Source organism: Streptosporangium nanhuense, from assembly GCF_059358815.1.
The window spans coordinates 15,600-39,752 of the sequence record NZ_JCADBG010000001.1; the positions used below are offsets into that span (position 1 = coordinate 15,600).

General features: G+C 70.4%; 17 protein-coding genes. 9 read left to right on the plus strand and 8 right to left on the minus strand.

Annotated elements, in window-relative coordinates:
* Positions 1-22: 22 nt before the first annotated feature.
* Positions 23-1,135, minus strand: a complete 1,113-nt coding sequence (locus AC5L38_RS00065; protein WP_495240641.1) for a PucR family transcriptional regulator — start codon at positions 1,133-1,135, stop codon at positions 23-25.
* 181 nt (positions 1,136-1,316) lie between these two features.
* Between AC5L38_RS00065 and AC5L38_RS00070 the strand changes: the two genes are divergently transcribed.
* Positions 1,317-1,448, plus strand: a complete 132-nt coding sequence (locus tag AC5L38_RS00070; protein ID WP_495240642.1) for a hypothetical protein — start codon at positions 1,317-1,319, stop codon at positions 1,446-1,448.
* Between the two features lie 506 nt (positions 1,449-1,954).
* On the opposite strand, the gene AC5L38_RS00075 is transcribed toward AC5L38_RS00070, so the two are convergent.
* Positions 1,955-2,842 (minus strand): helix-turn-helix transcriptional regulator, encoded by an 888-nt coding sequence (locus AC5L38_RS00075; RefSeq protein WP_495240643.1) that lies wholly within the window; start codon positions 2,840-2,842, stop codon positions 1,955-1,957.
* Positions 2,843-3,063: 221 nt separating this feature from the next.
* On the opposite strand from AC5L38_RS00075, the gene AC5L38_RS00080 reads away from it, so the two are divergent.
* Entirely contained in the window at positions 3,064-3,984 is a 921-nt protein-coding gene (locus AC5L38_RS00080) for an SDR family NAD(P)-dependent oxidoreductase (protein ID WP_495240644.1), read from the plus strand.
* 49 nt (positions 3,985-4,033) lie between these two features.
* Here the strand turns inward: AC5L38_RS00080 and AC5L38_RS00085 are convergent, their stop codons facing one another.
* A complete protein-coding gene (locus tag AC5L38_RS00085) occupies positions 4,034-4,330 on the minus strand; it encodes a hypothetical protein (protein WP_495240645.1) in 297 nt (98 codons plus the stop codon).
* 572 nt (positions 4,331-4,902) lie between these two features.
* On the opposite strand from AC5L38_RS00085, the gene AC5L38_RS00090 reads away from it, so the two are divergent.
* On the plus strand, positions 4,903-6,900 hold the full coding sequence (locus AC5L38_RS00090; protein ID WP_495240646.1) for a glycosyl hydrolase family 28-related protein: 1,998 nt from the start codon (positions 4,903-4,905) through the stop codon (positions 6,898-6,900).
* A gap of 229 nt (positions 6,901-7,129) precedes the next feature.
* On the opposite strand, the gene AC5L38_RS00095 is transcribed toward AC5L38_RS00090, so the two are convergent.
* The 3 genes from AC5L38_RS00095 to AC5L38_RS00105 all read right to left on the minus strand — a co-directional run bounded on the left by AC5L38_RS00095 (position 7,130) and on the right by AC5L38_RS00105 (position 10,305).
* A complete protein-coding gene (locus tag AC5L38_RS00095) occupies positions 7,130-7,891 on the minus strand; it encodes an ABC transporter permease (RefSeq protein ID WP_495240647.1) in 762 nt (253 codons plus the stop codon).
* A 123-nt stretch (positions 7,892-8,014) separates the two neighbouring features.
* Positions 8,015-9,025, minus strand: a complete 1,011-nt coding sequence (locus AC5L38_RS00100) for an ATP-binding cassette domain-containing protein (RefSeq protein WP_495240648.1) — start codon at positions 9,023-9,025, stop codon at positions 8,015-8,017.
* Positions 9,026-9,327: 302 nt separating this feature from the next.
* Positions 9,328-10,305 carry an alpha-L-fucosidase gene (locus AC5L38_RS00105; RefSeq protein WP_495241523.1) on the minus strand — a complete coding sequence of 326 codons (978 nt, stop codon included), beginning with the start codon at positions 10,303-10,305 and terminating at the stop codon, positions 9,328-9,330.
* A 902-nt stretch (positions 10,306-11,207) separates the two neighbouring features.
* Here AC5L38_RS00105 and AC5L38_RS00110 point away from each other — a divergent pair.
* Positions 11,208-13,088 (plus strand): RICIN domain-containing protein, encoded by a 1,881-nt coding sequence (locus AC5L38_RS00110; RefSeq protein WP_495240649.1) that lies wholly within the window; start codon positions 11,208-11,210, stop codon positions 13,086-13,088.
* Positions 13,089-13,194: 106 nt separating this feature from the next.
* Positions 13,195-14,646, plus strand: a complete 1,452-nt coding sequence (locus AC5L38_RS00115) for an arabinofuranosidase catalytic domain-containing protein (protein WP_495240650.1) — start codon at positions 13,195-13,197, stop codon at positions 14,644-14,646.
* Between the two features lie 385 nt (positions 14,647-15,031).
* Here the strand turns inward: AC5L38_RS00115 and AC5L38_RS00120 are convergent, their stop codons facing one another.
* A complete protein-coding gene (locus tag AC5L38_RS00120) occupies positions 15,032-16,057 on the minus strand; it encodes a LacI family DNA-binding transcriptional regulator (RefSeq protein ID WP_495240651.1) in 1,026 nt (341 codons plus the stop codon).
* 315 nt (positions 16,058-16,372) lie between these two features.
* Between AC5L38_RS00120 and AC5L38_RS00125 the strand changes: the two genes are divergently transcribed.
* The 4 genes from AC5L38_RS00125 to AC5L38_RS00140 all read left to right on the plus strand — a co-directional run bounded on the left by AC5L38_RS00125 (position 16,373) and on the right by AC5L38_RS00140 (position 21,182).
* Positions 16,373-17,632: a sugar ABC transporter substrate-binding protein gene (locus AC5L38_RS00125; RefSeq protein WP_495240652.1), complete on the plus strand. Its 1,260-nt coding sequence runs from the start codon at positions 16,373-16,375 to the stop codon at positions 17,630-17,632.
* Positions 17,633-17,773: 141 nt separating this feature from the next.
* Positions 17,774-18,637 (plus strand): carbohydrate ABC transporter permease, encoded by an 864-nt coding sequence (locus tag AC5L38_RS00130; protein ID WP_495240653.1) that lies wholly within the window; start codon positions 17,774-17,776, stop codon positions 18,635-18,637.
* Complete coding sequence (locus AC5L38_RS00135; protein ID WP_495240654.1) at positions 18,634-19,452, plus strand: carbohydrate ABC transporter permease; 819 nt, start codon at positions 18,634-18,636, stop codon at positions 19,450-19,452. The genes AC5L38_RS00130 and AC5L38_RS00135 overlap by 4 nt, the downstream gene beginning before the upstream one ends.
* A gap of 35 nt (positions 19,453-19,487) precedes the next feature.
* A complete protein-coding gene (locus AC5L38_RS00140) occupies positions 19,488-21,182 on the plus strand; it encodes an amylo-alpha-1,6-glucosidase (RefSeq protein WP_495240655.1) in 1,695 nt (564 codons plus the stop codon).
* 455 nt (positions 21,183-21,637) lie between these two features.
* Here AC5L38_RS00140 and AC5L38_RS00145 read toward each other — a convergent pair whose 3' ends face one another.
* Positions 21,638-23,542: a cellulase family glycosylhydrolase gene (locus AC5L38_RS00145; RefSeq protein ID WP_495240656.1), complete on the minus strand. Its 1,905-nt coding sequence runs from the start codon at positions 23,540-23,542 to the stop codon at positions 21,638-21,640.
* Positions 23,543-24,153 lie beyond the last annotated feature (611 nt).

Sequence of the window (24,153 nt, forward strand, 5' to 3'; positions counted from 1 at the left end):
CGGATCGGGCGGGACAGGTGGCTCAGGCGAGGTCCCTGGAGATGAGCGCGGCCTGCAGCAGGCGCGCCTCGGCGGGGACCGCGAGGTCCAGCCCGGTCAGCGCGCGCACCCGGTGCAACCGGTAGTCCAGGGTGTTGCGGTGGATGCACAACTCCAGCGCGGTCTGGCGGCGGTTGTACCCGCGGTCGACGAACACGCGCAACGTCTCCAGCAGGTACGGGTGCTCCTCCAGCGGGTCGAGCTTGGCCGCCAGCCTGACCAGCCCGTCGCCCGGGCGCGCGAGCTGATACTCCAGCAGCACGTCGTCGAGGCGGTAGAACCCGGGCGGGCGGCCGAGCCGCCGGACGAGTTCCAGCACGCGGCCCGCCTCCTCCGCCGCCGACGGGACGGCCGCCGGTCCGGCGGCCACGGCGGCGGCGGCGAGAACGGGCTGCCCCATCTCCTCCGTGAGCCTGGCCACCAGGCCCGGCAGGTCGGATCCGCCGGGCAGCAGCGCGATCCCGGCGACGTGGTCCATCAGCACGGCGATGCCCGTGTGGGCGTCGAGCGAGGACTGCACCAGCCTGGCCGGCGGGTTCGACGCGAACGCGAACGCCACGACCTCGTGCTCGCCGGCCACCACGACCCGTGCCGCCTGCGCCGCCTCCTCGTACGGCCGGCCGGCCAGCAGCGCGGTCAGCAGGGTCCGCCGTATCCGCTTGGCCTCGCTGTGGATGTCCTCCTGGGCGTGCAGGTGGGCGAGGACGACGGCGGGCATGGCCGCGTGCAGGCAGGAGAGCAGGCTCGCGCCCGCTCCGGCCAGCTCCTCGGGCCTCGCGGTCTCGCTCAGCGCCTGCCACCACACCTCGGCGCCGATCAGGTAGGCGGCGATCGCGGCCTCCAGGGGTACGTGTTCCTCGGCCCGGCGCGCCGACCACTCGATGAGCCGGGTCAGGTCACCCGGGCCCATCGCGCCGTCGTCACGCAGTGCCCGCAACAGCAGGCCGTGCACCGCCGCGATCGACCGGGTCACCTCGCCGTCAAGGGTCCGGCGCGGCAGCGCCCCGTAGAACGGCACCTCCGCCGAGCAGCGCGCGACCACGGCCGCGATGTGGTCACCGGCCCGGGAGGCCATCCGGGCGTGTAGATCGGACACCGGCGAATCGTCACATCGCCCAAACCCCGCCGTCAATCACCGCCGTCGATCACCGCCCCCGTGCGCCGGGCAGGCCGGCTTCCTTGCCACCGGCAAGTCACCGACAGTGGATCACAAGAGCCTCACAAGTGGCCCCTGCGACCTTGGGTGAGCACGATTCGACGGAAAGGGATCACCTGAAATGAAGGACTTCGACCTGAGCGCCCACCAGCTCGACGACAGCGAGCTCGCCGCCGTCACCGGCGGCATGCCCCCGAACTACGACTGGATGAACTACGACTGGCGCGACGCCGTCATCTCGGCCCTGCCGTAACCGGCGGGGCCGCCGGGGGGTCGCTCGCGCGGGCGAGCGGCCCACCGTCCGCACCGGGCCGGGCAGAGCCGTTCGGGCACCGGCACCGTCCACCGGGGCAGGCGGGCGTACGTGCGGAACAACGACGCCGACGTCGCCTCCATCCGCGATCCGGGGGATGCGCGGGACCGGTGTCCGTCCGCCGGAACGGTCCCTTCGCTGGATCTCACATTCCCCGGCGACCGGCCCCGCAACCGCGCCCGCCGGAGTCCTTCCCGGTCCTGGACCGTCGCCCGGCAGATGGCCGTGGGCGGAGAGAAAGGGCGATCGGCTCTTCTCCCGCCGAGCACGCGGCGCGACCGGCCGGGCCGGCGGCGTGGGAGAAGGGCCGCCGCTCCTTCGTCGTGACCGTGACCGTCGCCGAGGGTGACCTGATGCCGGATGTGGCGGCCTTGGCCGGACACACCCGGGTGCCGGAGTCGTCGCGGGCCTGTGCCGAGGCCGCCGTCACACCGGCAGCGCCGACCTCAGGTGTCGAGCCGGGCGGCGTCCGGGCGGGCCGGTTCGCCGGTCCAGCTCGACAGCAGGCGCAGGGCGTGCTCGGAGGGAGAGCCGGGTTCGGCGGTGTGGACGGCGAGGGTCTGGTCGGGGTCGCCGTCGGGGGTGAGGGCCTCGTAGGCGAGGGTGAGCTCGCCGACCAGGGGATGGTGGTAGCGCTTGGTACCGAAGGTCCGGTGGTGCACGTCGTGCTCGGCCCACCAGCGGCGGAAGTCCCCGTCGCGCAGGGACAGCTCGCCGATCAGCTCGGCGAGGCGGGGGTCGCGGGGGTGGCGCCCGGCGTACAGGTGCAGCGCCGCGACGGTGCCGCGGGCGGAGGCCGGCCAGTCGGCGTACAGGGTGCGGGCGGTCTCGTCGAGGAAGATGAAGCGGGCCATGTTGCGCTCCCGGTGCGGCAGCGCGTCGAAGTCGGTGTACAGGGCGCGGGCCATCCGGTTGGCGGCCAGCACGTCCGTACGGTGGCCGAGGATCAGGGCCGGGGCCTCGCCGAGGGTCTCCAGCACCCGGTACAGGCCCGGCCGTACCCGCTGCGGCGGCATCGGCCTGATCCGCCCGCGGGCGGGCCTGGCCACGGTGAACAGGTGGTCACGTTCCGTCTCGTCCAGGCGCAGCGCGCGGGCGAGAGCCTCCAGCACCGCCTCGGACACGTTGACGTCGCGGCCGCGCTCCAGGCGGATGTAGTAGTCCACGCTCACCCCGGCCAGCAGGGCGACCTCCTCCCGGCGCAGGCCCGGAACCCGGCGGATTCCCGGTCGCGGGGGCAGGCCCGCCTCCTGCGGGCCGACCCGGGCCCGGCGCGAGCGCAGGAACTCCCGCAGCTCGGTGTTGCCCCCGGTGAAGGGGGAGCGGTCGCTCATCTTCCCAGGTTAGGTGAGGGGTGGTGGTGCGTCGCCGTCCGTGGGGGGTACCGCCGGACCCCCGGTCGGCCGGACCCCGGGTGGCAGGGGGCCCCTTCCCCGTACCGGGGGCGGGGGGCGCCGGTGGTTGGTTGAAAAGGGGACACCGGGGCCCGGCTTGTGCGGCCCGCCGGTGCCCCGCTCCCGGCGTCTGGGCCGGGGTACGACAGAAAGGCATTCCCATGATCGAACCAACGTCTCCCGTCACGCCGTTCACCGCCCGGTCGACCGCCGCCGACGTCGTACGCGGCGTCGACCTCACCGGCCGCCGCGCGGTCGTCACCGGCGGGGCGTCCGGCATCGGGATCGAGACCGCCCGCGCGCTCGCCGGCGCGGGCGCGGAGGTGACCCTGGCGGTGCGTGACGTCCGGGCCGGTGAGCGCGTCGCCGCGGAGATCGGCGGACAGGTCCGCGTCGCGCCGCTCGACCTCGCCGACCAGGGGTCCGTCGCGGCCTTCACCGCGGCCTGGACCGGCCCCCTGCACATCCTGGTCAACAACGCCGGGGTGATGATGACCCCTGAGCTGCGGACGCCGCAGGGCTGGGAGCTGCAGTTCGCCACCAACCACCTCGGCCACTTCGCGCTGGCCACCGGACTGCACCGGGCGCTCGCGGCGGCCGGGCGGGCCCGCGTGGTGGCGCTCAGCTCGGTCGCGCACCTGCGCGAGCCGGTGAACTTCGACGATCTTCACTTCCGGGTGCGCGCCTACGACGCCGGGGCCGCCTACGCCCAGTCCAAGACGGCGAACGCGCTGTTCGCGGTCGAGGCGAACCGGCGCTGGGCCGAGGACGGCGTCACCGTCAACGCGGTGCACCCCGGGGCGATCCTCACCAACCTCACCCGGCACATGGATCAAGAGGATCTCGACGCCTCCGTCACCGGCGGCGGCTACACCTTCAAGACGCCCGAGCAGGGCGCGGCCACCTCCGTGCTGGTCGCGGCCTCGCCGCTGGCGGAGGGCGTGGGCGGCCGCTACTTCGAGGACTGCGCCCCGGCCCGGCGCCACGTGCCGGGTACGTCCGGCGGCGTCGCCGACCACGCCCTCGACCTCGAAGCGGCCGACAGGCTCTGGCGAGTCTCCCTCGACGCGCTCGGCGGGTGACGCGGTGACGCCGGCCCCCCGAGGGCCCACGGGCGCCGGGCCGAGGTCGTCAGTCGCACCGCATGGCGCTGACCAGCTCCGGCCCCTGGGCCAGCAGCTGCCGGCAGAAGTGCTCGCCCGCGTAGTAGCCCGACGAGATGACGATGGTGACCGGGCTCTCCTCCCCGCCGCCCGTGCAGCCGGTCGCCAGGACGTGGTGGCCCAGCAGCTGTGAGAGCTGGAAGCGGGTCCCGTCCGCGCAGACGTAGTGGCTGTCCGCGTGGGCCGCGGTCGGCAGGAGCAGCGGCGCGGCGAGGGCCGTGAGGAGGGCGACGACGCGGACGACGGTCATGCGGGGGGATGGCATAGGAACTCTTTCATGGGGGTTTGTGAAGCACGCCACGGCGTCGTGCCCAGGGTGATTGAAAGGCAACCTTGCGTGTCCGCTGCCGGACATCCGAGAGCGGGCTGAGGTGTACGGGGTTCGGTCACCTCCGCATCCCGTGCTCGCGCATCTCGCGCATCTCGCGCGCCGCGTCCCGCGCGGCCGGTCGCCGGTCCGGCCTTCCCGCGTGCCGGGAATCCCGGCCGGGCCTCATTCGGGACGGAGTCAGGTCCCGTGATCTTCGGTGGCCGTCGGGGACGTGTTTCACTTCGTATCGCGGCAGGTCGTGCGTTGCGAAACATCGCAATGACTCATGACAGGCTCTGCAAGAACCTACGAGGTATCCGAAGCAACAGAGCAAGATTACGAAACTATTTCGCAGGAGCCTTGTGGAACGAGGCATCGGAGTCCTACTGTCACCTCACCCTCGTGGCGTTCGCTCCGCCCCGAGCGCCTTCAGGTGTTCACCCCCCGAGAGAAACGAGCATCCGATGTCACGGAGCATCACAGGAGCTGTGGCGAGATGGACCGGCAGGCCACCGCGAAGGACATCGGTGGCGGTCGCCGCGGTGGTCGCGGCCTCCGTCGGCCTCGGCGTCGTGCCCGCCGCCCCGGCTCTCGCGGGCACGGGCGGGGCGGCTCCCGTGGTGACGCGCGCCGCCCTCGACCCGTCACTCGTCGCGGGCCGGGGCGCCGGCGTCGCCTTCGCCGAGCAGGAGGCGGAGAACGCCACGACGAACGGCACGGCCATCGGCCCTGACCGCGCCGCGTACACGCTGGCGGGAGAGGCGTCCGGCCGCAAGGCGGTCAGGCTGACGCCGGGGCAGCACGTCGAGTTCACGCTGCCGAAGACGGCCAACGCGATCACCGTGCGCTACAGCATCCCCGACGCCCCCAACGGCGGAGGCATCACCGCGCCGCTGAACGTCACGGTGAACGGCGGGGGCAAGAAGGTGATGACCCTCACCTCGCAGTACTCGTGGCTGTACAACCAGTATCCGTTCACGAACGACCCGAACGCCGACCTGCTGCACCCCGACTGGTGGATCACCGAGTGCGCGTGCGTGCCCAGCGCCACGACGCCCGCCCCGACGATCACCAAGCCGTTCCGTCCCACCCACTTCTACGACGAGCAGCGTCTCCTGCTCGGCAGGACGTACCGCGCGGGTGACAAGGTGCGGCTCACGGTCCCGGCCGGGAGCAACGCGGCCTGGACGGTCATCGACCTGCTCGACTCCGAGCTCGTCGGCGCGCCGCACGTCAGGCTCGTCGCGGCGAACGTGCTGGCCTTCGGCGCCGACCCGCTCGGCAGGCGCGACTCCGCCGACGCGATCGACAAGGCGATCGCGTTCGCCAAGCGCAGCCGCCTCAAGGTCTACATCCCGCCGGGCGTCTACCAGGTGAACCGCCACATCATCGTCGACAACGTGACGATCGAGGGCGCCGGCAACTGGTACACGATCATCAAGGGCAAGGAGGTCGCCCTTCCCGCCCCGGCCCCCGACGGCTCGGTGCACACCGGCGTCGGCTTCTACGGCAAGGACGCGGCGGACGGCGGCAGCAGGAACGTGCACCTGTCCGGCTTCGCGATCGAGGGTGACGTCCGCGAGCGCATCGACACCGACCAGGTGAACGGCATCGGCGGGGCGCTGAGCGACTCGACCGTCGACGGCCTCCACATCCACCGCACCAAGGTGGGCATGTGGTTCGACGGGCCGATGCGGAACCTGAAGATCACGAACAACATCATCGTCGACCAGATCGCCGACGCCCTCAACTTCCACGGCGGCGTCACCGACTCGGTCGTGTCGAACAACTTCACCCGCAACACCGGTGACGACGGCCTCGCCCTGTGGTCGGAGAAGATCGCCAACGCCCGCAACACGTTCGACCGCAACACCGTGCAGACGCCGACCCTCGCCAACGGCATCGCCGTCTACGGCGGCACGGACAACACCATCTCGAACAACCTGGTCGCCGACCCGATCCGCGAGGGCAGCGGCATCCACGTCGGCTCCCGCTTCGGCGCCGAGGCGTTCGCCGGACAGTTGTCGATCAAGGACAACACCACGGTCCGGGCCGGCACGTACGAGCTGAACTGGAACATCGGCCTGGGCGCCATCTGGCTCTACGCGCTCGACAAGAACATCGAGGCCGACATCCAGGTGGTCGGGAACCACTTCCTCGACAACACCTACAACGCGATCATGCTGGTCAGCGACTGGGGTGTGAAGGACCTCTACTCGATCACGAACGTCCACTTCAAGGACATCAGGGTCGACGGCACCGGCACCTCCGTGGTCAGTGCCCGGGTGAAGGGGTCCGCCTCCTTCGAGAACGTGGACGCCCGCAACGTCGGCGCGGTCGGCGTCAACAACTGCGGCTCGTTCAACTTCCCGCCCACCGGCTCGGAGTTCTCGCTGACGGACCTCGGCGGCAACGACGGCGGCGGCACCACCGGCGCCTGGCTCGCCCCGTGGATGCTGCCGAACACCATCACCTGTGACGACCGCCCGCCGGTCGTCGCGCCGCCGGCGCCGTCCCCGTGGTGACCCCGGCCACGGAGCGTCTCCGGAGTCGTTGATCCGACCGGCCGGCCGTCCGGGGGAAACCCCGGGCGGCCGGCCGTCCTCCGTGCCCTGTCAAGGTTCTCCGCGGCCCCGCCAGGTTCTCCGCAGCCCGCCAAGGTTCTCCGCAGCCCGTCAAGGTTTTCCGCACCCCGCCGGGGCACGCGCCCACGCGACGGGCGACCGGACGCGTCGCGGGATCCCGGCCCGGGCGTCAGACGGCGCGGCGCATCGCCCGGGTGCCGACCACCAGGCCCACCGCCGCGACGACGCAGGCGCAGAGCGTCCCGTACAGCACCGACATGTCCGCGAAACGGCCGGAGAACAGCGCCCGCTCCGCCTCGACGACGTAGGAGACCGGATTCAGCGCGGCGACGGCCTGGAGCCACCCCGGCCCCGAATCCGTGGGCAGCAGTACGCCCGACAGCAGCATCAGCGGGAACATCACCATCTGGGTGACCCCGTAGAACAGGTCGCCTCCCGGGCTGGACGCGATCGCGAGGGCGAAGGAGAGCGCGCCCAGGCCGACCCCGAACACGGTCAGCACCACCAGACCGGCGAGCACGCCGGTGAGGTGCGGGCGGAAGCCCAGCGGCACCGCGAGGACGATGATCAGCACGGCCTGGGCCAGCAGGATGGCGAACTCCTTCATCGTCCGGCCGACCAGCATCGCCGTGCGGTTCAGGGGGGTGACCAGCATCCGCTCCATCGAACCGCCGATCAGGTCGATCAGCAGGGAGTATCCGGCCATCATCGGGCCGGTCAGGCACATCATGATCAGGATGCCGGGCACGAACCACTGCCACGGCGAGCCCTCGCCCTCGAAGCTCCCCACTCCCGAGAGCAGCGGGCCGAACAGGAACAGGAAGAGCAGCGGCTGGCCCATGGTGAAGAGGAGCCCGAGGGGTTCGCGCACCACGGGGGCGAACTCACGGGAGAAGACGGTTCCGGTGTCACGGAGGAACTGCGCGCTCACGGTGTGGCCTTTCTGGCCGGTGGGGGGAGGGGGCGGGGGCGCCGGAGGACGGCGGGGGACGGCGGGATCGCCAAGGACAGCGGGGACAGCGGGAACAGGGGGACGGCGAGGGCAGCGGGAGGGTCAGGAAACGCCCGCGTCGTTCGAGGGCCCGCCGGTCCCTCCCGCGAGTTCGCCGGTCTCGTCGCTCTCGCGCAGGCTGCGGCCGGTCAGCGCGAGGAACACGTCGTCCAGCGTGGGACGGGTGGTCTCGGCGGTGGCGACCTTCACCCCGGACGACTCCAGCGACCGGAGGTACTCCGGCAGCGCCGCGCCCGCGTGGGGCACCCGCAGCCGGACCGTCGTCCCGTCGACGGCGACCGCGCCGGGACCGGCGATCCGCTCGGCGATCCCGGCGGCCGTCACCGCCGCCGGCTCGTCGTGGACGGTGATCGTGATGCGGTCACCGGCCAGGTCGCCCTTCAGCCGCTCGGCCGTCCCGTCGGCGATGATCCGGCCGTGGTCGATGATCACCACCCGCTCGGCCATGTTGTCGGCCTCCTCCAGGTAGTGGGTGGTCAGGAAGAGGGTCGTGCCGTGCAGCTCGCGCAGCCGCAGGATGTGCTCCCAGATGTTGGCGCGGCTCTGCGGGTCGAGACCGGTCGAGGGCTCGTCCAGGAACAGCAGCTTGGGCCGGTGGATGAGCCCCAGCGCGATGTCGAGGCGGCGGCGCTGGCCGCCCGACAGGGTGCCGGGCTTGCGGGTGGCCAGCGACTCCAGGTCGAGCATGCCGAGGATCTCGTCGGCCCGCCGGTGCGCCTCCGGCCGGCGCAGTCCGTAGCAGCGCGCCTGGGTCACCAGCTCGTCGCGGACGCGGAAGTTCTCGCCCGAGCCGTTCTTCTGGCCCACGTACCCGATGCGGGCGCGGACCCCCGCCGGGTCCGACACGACGTCGCGGCCCGCGACGATCGCGGTTCCCGACGTCGGCGGGAGCAGGGAGGTCAGCATGCGCAGGCTGGTGGACTTCCCGGCGCCGTTGGGGCCGAGGAAGGCCACCAGCTGCCCCGCCTCCACATCGATGTCGAGGCCGCGCACGGCGTCGACGCTTCCCTTCCTCACCTTGAATCGCCGGGTCAGCCCTCGGGCATGGATCATCGTCCCCTCCTGGGGTGGGCGTGGGCGGTTGGCGGCATGCCGAACAGACCCCTGGTCGGGGGCGCGGTCGGAGATGCTTCATCCTTGACCACGCGATCCGGGTTTGGCAAACGTGAAACATACGTTCATGTTCTGCCTGACCTGCGGAAACGTGCCCGCGCGCGGGATGTCGTACGGCCTCGCCGGCCTTCGCTCCAGGCGGGTTCACCCGCGCTGACGTGGGCTTTTCGCGAATCCCGCGGAAGAGAGGAAAAAGATGCGGATTTCCGCCGTGAGCTCGCCGGATCCCGGGCGGCCGGTGGTCAGTTCCCCCCGGAACGCGCGGGTACGTGGGCGAGGCCGGGCTCCGGGGACTCCTCCCGGTGGCGCCGGAGCAGGCTGTCGATCGCCCACGGGCCCGGGCCCAGCACGGCGACGAGCAGGAACGACCAGCAGAACATCGCCGACGGCTCACCGCCGTTGCGCAGCGGCAGGAGCTCCTGCGGCAGGTGCACCACGAAGAACGCGTACGCCATCGAACCGGACGCGAGGATCGCGGCGGGGCGGGTGAGGAGTCCGGCGAGGACGAGCCCGCCGCAGAGCACCTGGACGAGCGCGGCCCACCAGCCGGGCCAGACCGCGAAGTCGACGGCCCGGCCGGTGGCGGGGTTGCCGCCGAAGACGCCGAACATCGACGCCACGCCGTGGCAGAGGAAGAGGAAGCCCGTCACCATGCGGAAGAGCGAGAGCACCGGCCCGCCGAATCGGTCGATGTTCATCGAATCACCCCTGTTGTCGCGATGCGAGGCCGGATCTCTCTTCCCAGCCTCGCATCGCCGAGGCCCGGGGACGCGCCCACGCGCGCGTCCTGGTGATCCCCTGTCAAGATTTGGCGTCACGCGACCCGGCGCGGTCCGGGGACGATGGGTCCGGGGACGGAGGGGGCAGACTCGCGTCCACCGCTGGTTGGTGCCACCGTGGCAGGTCCAGATGTGCAGCCTGCTGCCGTCGGCGGTCCCGCCGCCGTTGACGTCCAGGCACTTGCCGCCACCGAGCAGGTCGAGCAGGTCGAGCAGGTCGAGCAGGTCGAGCAGGTCGAGCAGGTCGAGCCTGGGTCCGCGGTCGACGGAGTTCCACTCGTTGATCTGGCTGTCCCACATGGAGTAGCCGTCGTGGTGCTCGGCCACCGGCCCGGCGAACCTGGCGCCGGAGTCGGCGGCCAGCTGCGCCCACTCGTCGGGGTCGGAGTCAATGCCGGCCCTTCGCGTCCTGGAACCATTCCGGCGCGGCCGGGTGCTGATCCACCGGCGCCCAGGTGGGCTCGTGGACGGCGGGAGCGGCTTCGGCCGGCTCTGTCACCGGGGGAGGGCGAGGAGGGCGACGGTGAGCAGAGCCGTTCCGGCCAGAGCGGCCCGACCGCGTAACCGCGACAGCTTGGTGGGGGGCACGCCGGCTCCCGTCGGTATGCGGTCGTATCGATTCGATCCCGTGAGGATCTCAGGGTAGGAGTCGATCATCCGCTGCCGAGGAGGCTCCTCCCGCGTCGGCCAGGGCTGTGCCGGTGGAGATGATCATGTATGGCGGGCGGCGGCGACGGCCCCGGTGTTTCGGCAGGAAGACGGGGGCGCCTTTCCCGGCGCGGGTCTCGCGGGCAGGAAACGCGGGCGAGCGGCCCTCATGGAGGGATGAAAGTTTCATACTCATCCTGCGTCTCGACCCGGTGATTCTTGCCGCTAGAACCTTCCTAACCGGTAGGGATGAACCGCCCGTGATGCGATTGTCGCTCCTGACAACGCTGGACGTCCAGGTCGGGGCAGGAGAAGATCGACGCGTGTGGCGAAAAGGCTTGTGTGTGCTCATAAATAGGCCTGCCTAGCAGGAGGCTTAGAAATGCCTGTTCTCATCGCCGGAAGGATCCGCCCTCTTGCCGGAGTCTTCCGGTCGCTCGCGCCGGACGTCCTCCCGTGGCGACTTCGAGACCGGTGGCCGGCGTTCGGCAGGGGGGTGGTGTTCGGCGGGGGCGGGCGGCGCCCGAAACCGTGCGTTCACTTCCATAACACATGTTGTTGACATCACTGACAGCGAGATCTAGGCTGCGGTCGAATCGATTCGATGTCGGACATCCTGGTTTTCGCGCCACCCTCCCCCCGAAGCCATTCCACTCACATGTGCGCGCAGCACCCACGAGTGAGGAGAGTCCAAGGTGAACGTCGGCGACATCCTCCGCCGGGCCCGGCTGTGGCATTCCGGCTCATCGCTCCCGGCCCATCCGCTCCGCCCCTCCCCGTCCGACGAGTCATGTGCGGACGCCGCGCCCGGCGGGCGGCCCAGGAGCCGCCGCGCGATCGCCGCCTTTCTCGCCGTCGCCGCACTCGTCGCGGGCCCCGTCGTGACGTCCGCCACGCCGGCCCAGGCCGCGGACCAGTCCATCGCCGTCGACTTCTCCGCCGGCGGCGGCACCCCGACCTACCGGGCCTCCGGCTGGATCTACGGCATGACCGAGAACGCGTCGGGCCCGCCCGACCGGTTCTTCACCGACGTGAGGTTCCGGTACATGCGGGCCGGCGGGGCGCAGCTCGACAGCCCGGGCGGCTGGGTGTCGGGCAGGTACGACCGCCGGTGGAACGCCACCCGCGCCCAGTTGCTGCGCACCCGGTCACTGGGCGGTGAGTTCATCCTGCTCGTCCACGACCTCTGGGGCGCCGACGGCTACCCGATCTCGCGCTTCCCCGGCGACAACGGCAACTGGACGGACTACGACAACTTCCTCACCCGCCTGATCGACGACGTGCGGGCCACCGGAGCCCCGGTGCAGTGGGACCTGTGGAACGAGCCCAACATCACGCTGTTCTGGAACCGCCCGCAGTCCCAGTACCTCGAGCTGTGGCGACGCACCTACCAGCGCGTCCGGGCCGCGTTCCCGGCGCAGCTCATCGTCGGGCCGAGCTGCGCGTGCGTGCCGTCCACCGGCCACGCCTTCTGGAACCAGTACCTCGACTACGTCAAGGCCAACAACGTGGTCCCCGACATCATCAGCTGGCACTCCCTGCCGGGCGACCCGGTGGCCAACGTGGCGGCGGCCGACACCACGCTGAACTCCCGTGGCATCGCGCACCCGCGGCCCTACCAGATCAACGAGTACGGGGCGTCCAACGAGCAGAACCCCGCCGACGGGTCCTGGTACATCGCGCGCCTGGAGCGGGCCGGCGCCGACGGCCTGCGCGCCAACTGGGCGGGCGGGGGAAACCTGCACAACGACCTCGGCAACCTGCTCGTCCGCAACTCGGCGGGCCAGTACCAGCCGAAGGGCGAATGGTGGGCCTACCGCTTCTACGGCTCGCAGACCGGCCAGATCGTGTCCGTCACCCCCAGCGCCTCGTACGACGCGTTCGCCACCAAGGCGGCGGGGACGGCCAAGATCCTGGTCGGCGGCGGCACCACGACCGGCAACATCGCCGTCAACCTGCGGCGCCTGGACGCCACGAGCGGCATCGTGGAGAACAACCAGGTGAGGGTCGTCGCCGAGCGCATCCCCCACAACGGCGGCGGCGCCGTCACGGCTCCGGTCACCGTCCAGAACTCCGTGGTGACCCTGTCCGGCAACGGCGCGACGGTCAACCTGCCGCACACCGCCGTCGACGACTCCTACACCGTCACGCTGCTGCCGCCCTCCTCCGACCCCGGCAACGGCAACGGGTCGACGTCGGTGTTGCGCAACGTCAACGCCGGCCGGTGCCTGGACGTCCCGAACGCGACCACCGCCAACGGCACCCAGACGCAGCTGTGGGACTGCGGCGGCGGCACCAACCAGCAGTGGACCCTGACCTCCTCCAAGCAGTTGCAGGTGTACGGCAACAAGTGCCTGGACGCCAACGGGCAGGGCACCGCCAACGGCACCCAGGTGATCATCTGGGACTGCAACGGCGGCACCAACCAGCAGTGGAACGTCAATTCCGACGGCACCGTCACCGGCGTGCAGTCCGGCAAGTGCCTGGAGGCGAGCAACTTCGGGACCGGCAACGGCACCAAGGTCCAGCTGTGGTCCTGCACCGGCACGAGCAGCCAGAAATGGACCAGGAGCTGACCCGGTGAGGTTCGTAAGGAATCCGTTTCTCCGACGAGCCGCGCCTTCGGAAGTCGCGGGACGCCCCGCACGTCCGAAGGACGCGGTCCGGCAAGAAGGAGGCGTCATGCCCCTCGCGAGTTCGAGAAGGGTGTTCGCGGCCGGTGCGAGCGTGTTGATCGCCGCCGCCTGCCTGACCGGCGGCGGCGGTACGGCTCAGGCCGCCACCACCGGCCCGTGTGACATCTACGCCTCGGGCGGGACGCCGTGCGTGGCGGCGCACAGCACCACCCGGGCGCTGTACGGCACCTACAACGGCCCGCTGTACCAGGTCAGACGTTCCTCGGACAACACCACTCGCGACATCGGCGTGCTGAGCGCCGGCGGGGTCGTCAACGCCGCCACCCAGGACACCTTCTGCGCCAACACCGCCTGCGTCATCACCATCCTGTACGACCAGTCCGGCCGCGACAACCGCCTCACCCAGGCGCCCCCCGGTTTCTGGCCCGGCCCCGGTCCCGGCGGATGGGACAACCTCGCCGACGCCAAAGCGGCCCCGATCACCGTCGGCGGCAGCAAGGCCTACGGCGTCCGCGTCGAACCCGGCACCGGCTACCGCAACAACAACACCAACGGCGTGGCGACCGGCGACCAGCCCGAGGGCATCTACGCCGTCGTCGACGGCACGCACTACAACCAGTGGTGCTGCTTCGACTACGGCAACGCGCAGACCGACGGCCAGGCCGACGAGCGCGCCATCATGGAGACCGTCTACTTCGGCGCCAACAAACAGTGGGGCTACGGGGCCGGGGCCGGACCGTGGATCATGGCCGACCTGGAGTGGGGACTGTTCTCCGGGGTGAACGCGGGCTACAACAACCTCGCGCCCATCAACCACCGCTTCGTCACCGCCATCGTCAAGGGCGAGCCGAACCACTGGGCCATCCGGGGCGGCAACGCCCAGTCGGGCGGCTTGACCACCTACTTCGACGGGCGGCGCCCCAACGGCTACCACCCGATGAAGAAGGAGGGCGCCATCCTGCTCGGCATCGGCGGCGACAACAGCGTCTCCGGCCGCGGCACCTTCTTCGAGGGCGTGCTGACCTCCGGCTACCCGTCGGAGGCCACCGAGAACGCGGTGCAGGCCAACATCGCCGCCGCGGGCTACGCGCCGGCCGGCGGCACCCCCGCTCAGGGCGTCCAGCTCGTCGGCGCCCAGTCCGGCCGCTGCCTCGACATCCCCAACGCCAGCACCACCAACGGCACCCAGGCCCACCTGTGGGACTGCGGCGGCGGCACCAACCAGCGCTTCACCCACACCTCGGGCAAGCAGTTGCAGGTGTACGGCAACAAGTGCCTGGACGCCAACGGGCAGGGCACCGCCAACGGCACCCAGGTGATCATCTGGGACTGCAACGGCGGCACCAACCAGCAGTGGAACGTCAACGGCGACGGCACCGTCACCGGCGTGCAGTCCGGCAAGTGCCTGGAGGCGAGCAACTTCGGCACCGCCAACGGGACCAAGGTCCAGCTGTGGTCCTGCACCGGCACGAGCAGCCAGAAATGGACCAGGAGCTGACCCGCCGGTGCGCGGAAGGGCCGGACTCCGGGCGGCCCTGGCCACGCCCGCCTTCGCGGTAGCGGCTGTGACAGGCCCGGCGGCGAGATTCTTCTCGCCGCCGGGTCCGTTGTTCCCGAATCGATTCGATGAGCCGGAGGGTGCGCGTGCCGGACCGGCAGGCCCTGACGGTGCGGCCCGAGGTGAACGCCCGGTGCGAAGGATCGGAGACATCGTCGTGGTCGCGAGACCTGGCCCGATCGCGCCGGCCCGCGGGTCAACGCAGGCGGGCGCGGGTCGGCTCGGGTCAACGCAGACCGGCGCGGATCAGTGCGGGCCGGCGCGGGCCGGCGCGGGTCAGCGCGGGTCAGCCCAGGTCAGTGCGGGTCGGCGCGGTGCTCGTGGGTCAGGCGGGGCTGACGCGGGGGCGCGCCGGTCCGGTCGACTCGCGCAGCGAGATCGGCGGGGCGGCGAGCAGCTGGCGATGCGGGAGGCCGGGATCGGCGATGCGCTGGATGAGCAGTTCGACGGCTTGCGCGCCCAGCTCGTCCGTCAGGATGTCGGCCGCGGTGAGCGGCGGGTGCAGGTTCTCCGCCCAGCGCCGGGCGGCGACCCCGGTGAGCGAGAAATCGCCGGGCACCGCGAGCCGGGCGTGCGCCAGCGCGCGCTGCATGCCGGGCATGGCGGCCTCGTTGATGGTGGCGATGGCGGTCAGCTCGGGGTGTGTGAACAGCAGGTTCTCGACGCAGACCCGTCCCGCCTGGGCGTCGTCGGCGCAACAGACCTGCACGCCCTCCAGGCCGCGCTCGGCGACGGCGCGGGTGAAGCCGAGCTGTGCCCGGTGGCCGGGGCCGTACCCGGCGGCGACCAGTTCGGCCGAGCGGTTGACCAGGGCGATGTGACGATGACCCAGGTCGGCCAGATGACGGACACAGCGGGCTATCAGCGTCTCGTAGTCGATGTCCACCCAGGTCATCTCGTCGGGCCGGCTGGTGTGGCCGATGCCGACGAACGGCAGCCCGACCTCCGCCAGGCGGGTGACCCGGTCGTCCTCCAGCCGGATCTCCATGAGGATGACCCCGTCGACGCGGGCACCGGTGGCCACGCGCTCGAACGAGCGGCCGTGTTCCCCGCCGGACGGCGAGAGCAGCACGTCGAGGTCGGCGCGCGCGGCGGCGTCGACCACGCTGGCGACGAAGCCCAGCTGGGCGTCGGTGAGGCGCCGGCTGGCCGGGGGGATGACCAGCCCGATGGTGCGTGTCCTGCCCTCCTTGAGGGCCCTGGCCGCGGCGTTGGGGCGGTAGCCGAGCTCGTCGATGACCGCCTGGATGCGCCGCCGGGTCGCCTCCGCCACCGGTCGTTTGCCGCTCAACGCGTACGACACCGTGCTGCGGGACACGCCCGACCGCTTGGCGATCTCTCCGATGTTCACCGGCACTCCTCAGCGGGCTTGGCTACGACGTTTTCCCATCGTAGGCGGAATCGGTTCACCTGGAGAGGTCGCGGTCTGACCAGGAAAATCGCTTTCCTGGGGCGAGGAGATCCCGGATGACCCATTGACGCGCATGCGACATCGTCTTAGGTTCAGTCGAACCGATTCGAGCGATCGGTTCGACATCGAGCGGAGACAGGCACGTGACACCGGTCGGCGGAGGCCGGAACCGTGCGAACGGCGAACCTCACCACACCCACATCACCCGCCCCCGAAAGGACGGCCGGATCCATGTCGGCACCGAGATCAGCAGGATTGAGCAGGCGTACGCTCGGCGCGGGCCTGGCTCTCCTGGCCGCCAGTTGCCTGGCCGGCTGTTCGGCCACCTCCTCCACCGAGGGCACGGAGGGCACCGCGGCGGCCCCCGGCCAGGCGGGCGGGACATACACCGTCTGGGACCCCTATCCGCAGTACGACAAGACCTCCGACTGGGTGAGGCTGCTGGACACCTGCGGCACCCAGGCCGGTGTGACGATCGAACGCGCGGGCTACGACACCACCGACCTGACCAACAAGGCGCTGCTCGCCGCGCAGCAGGGCAACGCCCCCGACGTGCTCGTCGTCGACAACCCGGTGGTGTCGACGCTCGCCGAGGCCGGCGTGCTGACCACGACCGCGGAGAACAGGCTCGACATCTCGGCGATCTCGCCCAACCTCATCGCGGCCGGGCAGAGCGGCGGCGACACCTACGGCGTCCCGATCGGGGCCAACACCCTGGCGCTCTACTACAACAAGGCGGTGCTCGACAAGGCGGGGGTGGACATCGCCTCCGTCAAGGACTGGGCCTCGCTGACCGCGGCCCTGGAGAAGGTCAAGGCGGCGGGCGGGAAGGGCATCACGTTCTCCGCCATCGGCACCGAGGAGGGCAGCTTCCAGTTCCTGCCCTGGTTCTGGGGGTCGGGCGCGCGGCTCACCAAGCTCGACTCGCCGCAGGGCGTGTCGGCGGTGGCGCTGTGGACCGACTGGCTGAAGAAGGGGCTCGCCCCGAACTCGGTCATCAACAACACCCAGACCACCAGCTGGCAGGAGTTCGCCAGTGGTGACTACGCCTTCGCCGAGAACGGCACCTGGCAACTGGCCAACGCCAAGGAGACCGGCTTCGAGTACGGCGTCATCCCGGTGCCGGCCAAGGACGGCGGAACCGCGGCGGCGCCAACCGGCGGCGAGTTCGTCAGCGTCCCCGTCCAGCGGGACACCGCGCGCTACGCCACCTCCCAGAAGCTGGTGACGTGCCTGACCAGCACCGACAACTCCCTCGCCACGGCGACGGCGCTGTCGTACATCGCGCCCACCGACCAGGTCCAGACCCGGCAGAGCGCCGACAACCCCGAGCTCGCGGTGTGGGTGGAGGCGGTCAAGGCGGCCAAGGGCCGTACCAGCGACGATCTCGGCACCAAGTATCCGAAGATCTCCGAGCCGATGTGGGGCGCGGTGCAGGCGGCGCTGAGCGGGGCCAGGAGCCCCCAGGAGGCGATGACCGACGCGCAGACCGCGGCGGCGAGCGCGATCCAGTAGGCCCGGGGCATGACTCGAATCACCCGGACAATGACTCGAATCGCCCGGACACCCACCCGGCGCCCGGCCCCCGCCGGCGGTGGCCCCGTCCCGAACGGACCGGGCCACCGCGGAGCGGCCCGGCGGGGGCCGGATCGGTGGGTGGCATGGGGCTTCCTGGTACCGATCGTCGTCTACCTGCTGGTGTTCTACGCCTACCCGCTGTTCCGCAACGTGGAGCTGAGCCTGCGCGACTACACGGTGCGCTCGTTCGTCCGGGGTGACGCGCCCTTCACCGGGTTCGCCAACTACGCCGAGGTGCTCAAGGACGCCACGTTCGGGCCCGCGCTGTGGCAGACCGTGGTGTTCACCGTGGTGTCACTGGCCTTCCAGTTCACCGCCGGACTCGCCCTGGCCCTGTTCTTCGTCAGGAACTTCCCGCTGTCGGCGACGTTGCGCGCCCTGTTCCTGGTGCCGTGGCTGCTCCCGCTGATCGTGTCGTCCTCGACCTGGGCCTGGCTGCTCAACAGCGACTCCGGCGTGGTCAACGCGGTGCTCGGCGTGTTCGGGCTCGGCCCGGTCAACTGGCTGACCTCGCCGGACTGGTCGCTGTGGTCGGTGATCGCCGCCAACGTCTGGATCGGCGTCCCGTTCAACCTGGTGATCCTCTACTCCGGCCTCCAGGCGATCAGCCCGTCGGTCCACGAGGCCGCCGCCCTGGACGGCGCGTCGGGCTGGCAGCGGTTCTGGAACGTGACCCTCCCCCTGCTGCGACCCGTCTCGGCGATCACGCTGCTGCTCGGGCTGGTCTACACGCTGAAGGTGTTCGACATCATCTGGATCATGACCAAGGGCGGGCCGAGCGGCTCCTCCACCACGCTCGCCATCTGGTCCTACCGGCTGGGCTTCGGAAACCTGGTGCCGTCCTTCGGCCCGGGAGCCGCGGTCGGCAACATCCTGATCGCGACGGCGCTGGTCTTCGGGTTGCTCCACATCCGCCTCCAGGGAAGGCAGGACCCCTCATGAGCGCCCCGCGCCGCTGGTGGAAGACGCTGATCGGGCTCGCGCTGACCGGCGTGATGCTGTTCCCGGTCTACTGGATGATCAACGTGTCGTTCACCCGGGACCGGGACATGCGCAGGAGCCCGCCGTCGTGGTTCCCCGTACACGGCACCCTGGACGGCTACCGCGCGGTCCTCGACCAGCAGCTTCCCTACCTGGGCGTCAGCCTGGTGGTCGGGCTGGGGACCGTGCTGCTGACCCTGGCGGTCGCGGCCCCGGCGGCGTACTCGCTGGCCAAACTGCGCCCGCGCGGCGGTGGCGCGCTGAGCTTCGTGCTGCTGATCGCCCAGATGATCCCCGGGGTCATCATGGCGATGGGCTTCTACGCCATGTTCCTCAACCTCGGCGTGCTCAACACCCTCCCCGGCCTGATCGTGGCCGACTCCACCCTCGCGGTCCCCTTCGCGGTCCTCGTCCTCACCGCGTTCATGTCCGCGATCCCGAACGAACTCCTCCAGGCCGCCCGGGTGGACGGCGCCGGAGCCGTGCGGACCTTCTGGTCGATCGTCCTGCCGGTCAGCCGCAACGCCGTCATCACGGTGTCGCTGTTCGCGTTCCTGTGGGCGTGGTCGGACTTCGTCTTCGCCGCCACGCTGGACAGCGGGGGAGACCATCAGCCGATCACCCTGGGCATCTACCGCTACATCGGCAACAACAACCAGCAGTGGAACGCGATCATGGCCACCGCCGTCGTCGCGTCGATACCCGCGGTCGTTCTCCTCGTCCTCGCGCAGCGCTACGTCACCGCCGGCGTCACGGCCGGCGCCGTCAAGGACTGATCGGGTCACCCTCCCACCGAAAGGATCACCCCTTCATGACCGCCGCCGCCACAGGCCCGGTTTTCTCCCTGCGGGAAATCCCGTTCAGCTTCCGCGGGTCCTGGTTCGGCTTCTCGCCGGTCATCGGCGAGAACACCTACGCCCAGGACGTCCACCTGGTCTCCCACCAGACCGGCATGCACCCGATCCTGCGGCTGGTCCCCACCGCCGACAGCGTCGTCACCGCCACCCCGCACCAGCTCACCTGGGACTGCGACCCCGGGCGGATCGACCTCGCCTACGAGAACACCGACACCGTCCGGGTCCGCGGACGCGGGGTCGACCTGCGGCTGCTGGCCGCCGACCCGGTCCTGACGCCGTTCAGCGGCCCCTACTTCTTCCGCGACCCCCGGGACGGGTCCGCGGTCTTCACCGTCTACCAGACCGGGCGCCGCTACCGCGTCACGCTCCTGGCCGGGCGGATCACCGAACACCTGGGCGCGCAGGAGCTCGGCACCACCGAGCGGGGCGTCGTGGTCACCGGGGACGGGAACACGTGGGAGATCGCCATCGAGGAGTTCGAGACCGCCCGCGTCCCGTACACGGGCGAGCACGACTTCGAGCGGGTGGCCGGCGCGGCCCGGCGCGACTACGAGGAGTACCTCGGCACCGTGGCGCCCTGGCGGGACGACCGGACACCCGCCGCCGAACTCGCCGTCTACGTGCTGTGGTCGGCCACCGTACGCGCGGCGGGGTTCGTCACCCGTCCGGCGGTGCTGATGTCCAAGCACTGGATGGACAAGGTGTGGAGCTGGGACCACTGCTTCAACGCGATCGCCCTCGCCGAGGGCCTGCCCGCGCTGGCCTGGGACCAGTTCCGGCTGCCCTTCGACCACCAGGAGGCCACCGGCGCGCTGCCCGACTCGATCACCCACTCGGAGATCCTGTACAACTTCGTCAAGCCTCCCATCCACGGCTGGGTCCTGCGGCGTCTCCCGCCGATGCCGGAAGGGGAACGAGCCGGCGTCTACCGCCTGCTCGAACGGTGGACCACCTTCTGGCTCACCGCCAGGCGCGTGCCCGGACACGTACTGGCCCACTACCAGCACGGCAACGACAGCGGATGGGACAACGCGACCACGTTCGCCCCCGAACGCGTCGTCGAGACGGCCGACCTGGCGTCGTTCCTCGTCCTCCAGATGCGCACGCTCGCCCGCCTGGCCACCGAACTCTCCCTGCCCGGCGAGGCGGCCCGCTGGTCGCGGGCGGCCGACCGGATGCGCGAGGCGATGCTCGCCCAGCTGTGGCGCGACGACCGGTTCGTCACCCGGAGCGCGAATTCGGCGCGGACCTGGACCAGCGACAGCCTGCTCGACCTCATGCCGATCGTGCTGGGCGAGGAGCTGCCCCAGCACGTCCGGACGGCCCTGGCCGCCAGGATCGAGACCCACCTGACCGAGTACGGACTCGCCACCGAACTGCCGACCTCACCGCACTACCAGGACGACGGCTACTGGCGCGGCCCGATCTGGGCCCCTTCGACGGTCCTGATCGAGGACGGCCTCCGCAGGGCCGGGCAGACCGCCCTCGCCGACGAGGTCGGCGCCCGGTTCCGCGCCCTGTGCGAGAAGTCGGGGTTCGCGGAGAACTTCGACGCCCGCGCCGGGACGGGACTCCGTGATCGCGCCTACACCTGGACGGCCAGCGCGTACCTCATCCTGGCCGCCGCCCACGTACGCCGGGCGTCGTGAGCCACGATCGCGGGCCGTCCTCCCCGGAAAGGGGCCCAGCCTCTTCACGAAAGACGCGTCTGCGGACGGACGTCGCGCGTATGGTCGCGGCAGGTGTCATTCGGCCAGGTACGCGCATCGTCTTCACCCATCTGGGCTTCAACCACTGGGCGCGGATCAACGACGAGGGGCGGATCACCTTGGAGGGCACCGGCGGCATCTACAGCAAGATCGATGAGGCCGGAGCGTTCGTACGAGAGACACGAACCTGCGACGGCATGGGAATGTGGCCTGCCCTGGGTTCGGTGGAGTCGCGTTTTTGGATTGTCATGCCACGATGGTCGTGTTTTCGTACTCTGTGGTGCTGCCGCGGGCAGGGAAACCCGGTGATGGCCTTCCTCGACCGGACCCGCGCGAGACATACGACTCCTCCGGCAGACCGGCTCTTCATGGCCGGCCTGCCGGAGGAGTCGTTCTCAGGACGTGGAGCAGGTGTAGGCGCCCGGGACGGAGGTGTCGCCGTCGGGGCGGCTGACCTGGAAGCCGAAGCTGGTCGTGGCGCCCGCGGCGAGGGTGCCGTTGTAGCTCGCGTTCTTGGCGGTCACGGTCTGGCCGCTGGTGGTCAGCGTGGCGTTCCACGAGCCGGTGACGGAGTGCCCGCTGGGCAGGGTGAAGGTGACCGTCCAGCCGCTGACGGACGAGGATCCGCCGTTGGTGACGGTGACCGGCTGGACGACGTATCCGTTGTGCCACTGGTTCTGCGCGGTGCCGGTGGCCGAGCACCCTCCGCCGGTACCGCCGGTGGTGGTGAAGGTGACGCTGGAGGAGGCGCTGGAGAGGTTGCCGGCGCCGTCCCTGGCGCGGACGTAGACCTCGTACTGGGTGGAGGCGCTGAGTCCGGTGAGGGTGGCGGAGTTGGTGGTGGTCTGGGTGAGGAGGGTGTCGGTGCTGCCCTGTTCGCGGTAGACGTTGTATCCGGCCAGGCCGGAGCCGCCGGAGTCGGTGGAGGCCGACCAGTTCAGCGTGGCGCCGCTGGAGGAGACGCTCGACGCGGTGGGCGTCCCCGGCGTCGTGGGCGCCGTGGTGTCACTCGTTCCGCCGGTGGTGGTGAAGGTGACGCTGGAGGAGGCGCTGGAGAGGTTGCCGGCGCCGTCCCTGGCGCGGACGTAGACCTCGTACTGGGTGGAGGCGCTGAGTCCGGTGAGGGTGGCGGAGTTGGTGGTGGTCTGGGTGAGGAGGGTGTCGGTGCTGCCCTGTTCGCGGTAGACGTTGTATCCGGCCAGGCCGGAGCCGCCGGAGTCGGTGGAGGCCGACCAGTTCAGCGTGGCGCCGCTGGAGGAGACGCTCGACGCGGTGGGCGTCCCCGGCGTCGTGGGCGCCGTGGTGTCGTTGCTCGTCCCGCTGAAGTACGTCGCCTCGCGGGAGGTCTGCACCACACCGTTGGAGCCGTTGAAGAAGCGCTGGCCCCAGCTCGTCAGGCTGCTCGCGCTGAAGTTGTTCACCATGTCGAGGTACTCGACCCCGCCGCCGTTGCCGCTCCACGACCAGCCGATGTAGCCGATGCCGCGCGACTGCGCCTGCGCCATGATCGTGTCCTCGTCGGGGTTGCCGTCGGAGTGGTCGTACCCGAACTCCCCGATCACCAGCGGCAGGCCGGCGGACTGGAACGCGCTGAGGTAGCTGTTGATCTCCGAGGAGGTGTCGAAGACGCCGTACATGTGGACGGAGAACACCGTGTTGCGCTGCGAGTCGGCGGCGAAGACGGAGGCCGCGTTGTCGCGCATGGTGAAGCTCCAGTCCTGGCCCCAGTTGGGCGCGTCCACCATGAGCAGGTGCTGGAAGCCCAGCCCGCGCATCCGGCTGATCGCGCTCTTGGTCGCGCTCGTCCAGCCGGAGACGGAGTTGTTGCCGTAGGGCTCGTTGCCGATGTTGATGACGATGTAGTCCTCGTGGCCGACGAGCGCGCTCTTGACGCTGCTCCAGTAGTCCACGGCCTGGTCGAGGGAGTAGGCGCCGCTCTGCTCGCCGTATCCGGTGGTGTCGTGGTTCTCCAGGACGCAGACCAGCTTGTTCGTCTTGCAGAGCGAGACGATGTTGGCCACGTCGGAGGTTCCGTTCGCCGTCCACCTGCCGCCGCTCAGGACCACCCGGACCGTGTTGCCCTTCAGGGATTTGATGCCGGCGAAGGAGCTCGTCTGGCTGGTGTACCAGGTGTGCGCGTGGCTGGCGCCTCGCATCACGAACGTGTTCCCGTTGGCTTCGACGATCTTGGTGCCGCTCACCCGGAGCCCGACCGCGGCGTGCGCGGGGGAGGCGGCGACCAACATCGAGACGAGGAGTGACAGAATCGCCACTCCCACGAGCCCGAGTCGCTTGCTCATGGTTTTCCTTTCTCGCAGATTAAAATCAAATACAGGTGGCGTACGGTGCCCAGCCTCATGGAGCGCGGCTCGGGGGTTTTCTCTGGACGGTTCTGACGGTGGGAGGAGGCGCGCTGTCAGGCGGTGTCACCGTCGGCCCACCTCGAAAGCAGGCCTTCCGCTTACGTCCAGGAGCAGGGCCGTGGAGGCTGAAGCGGTGCGTCTCACACGCAACCTCCTTCGAAGGGGATCCGGTTGATCTGACAATCGTGGGCATGGCGAAGCCAGGAACGGTGCTGAATTTCATCGAGAATCGATCAGCGGGTGACTCAATCGCCAAGTCGCTTGAGCGGCCTCGCGGTCGACGTGGGCTTCGTCAACGAAGAACAAGGCGCCGGGCCATCGGCTAAGGGCATGCGGGTGAGTGTTGTGCCTGTTCGACGGCGCGCGAATAGAAGCCTTGCGATACCTGGACTTCTCCGATCGGCCGTCGACCATCAATAGGTTGGATGCTGGGCCCCTCTCCTCTCATTGGGATGACGTCTTCGGGCCGAGAATCCTCATGACAGCACTTAAGCGTTTAAGTGTCAACGACGCTTCGTGTACGTTTCGCACATGTTGCCCGTGGCTCG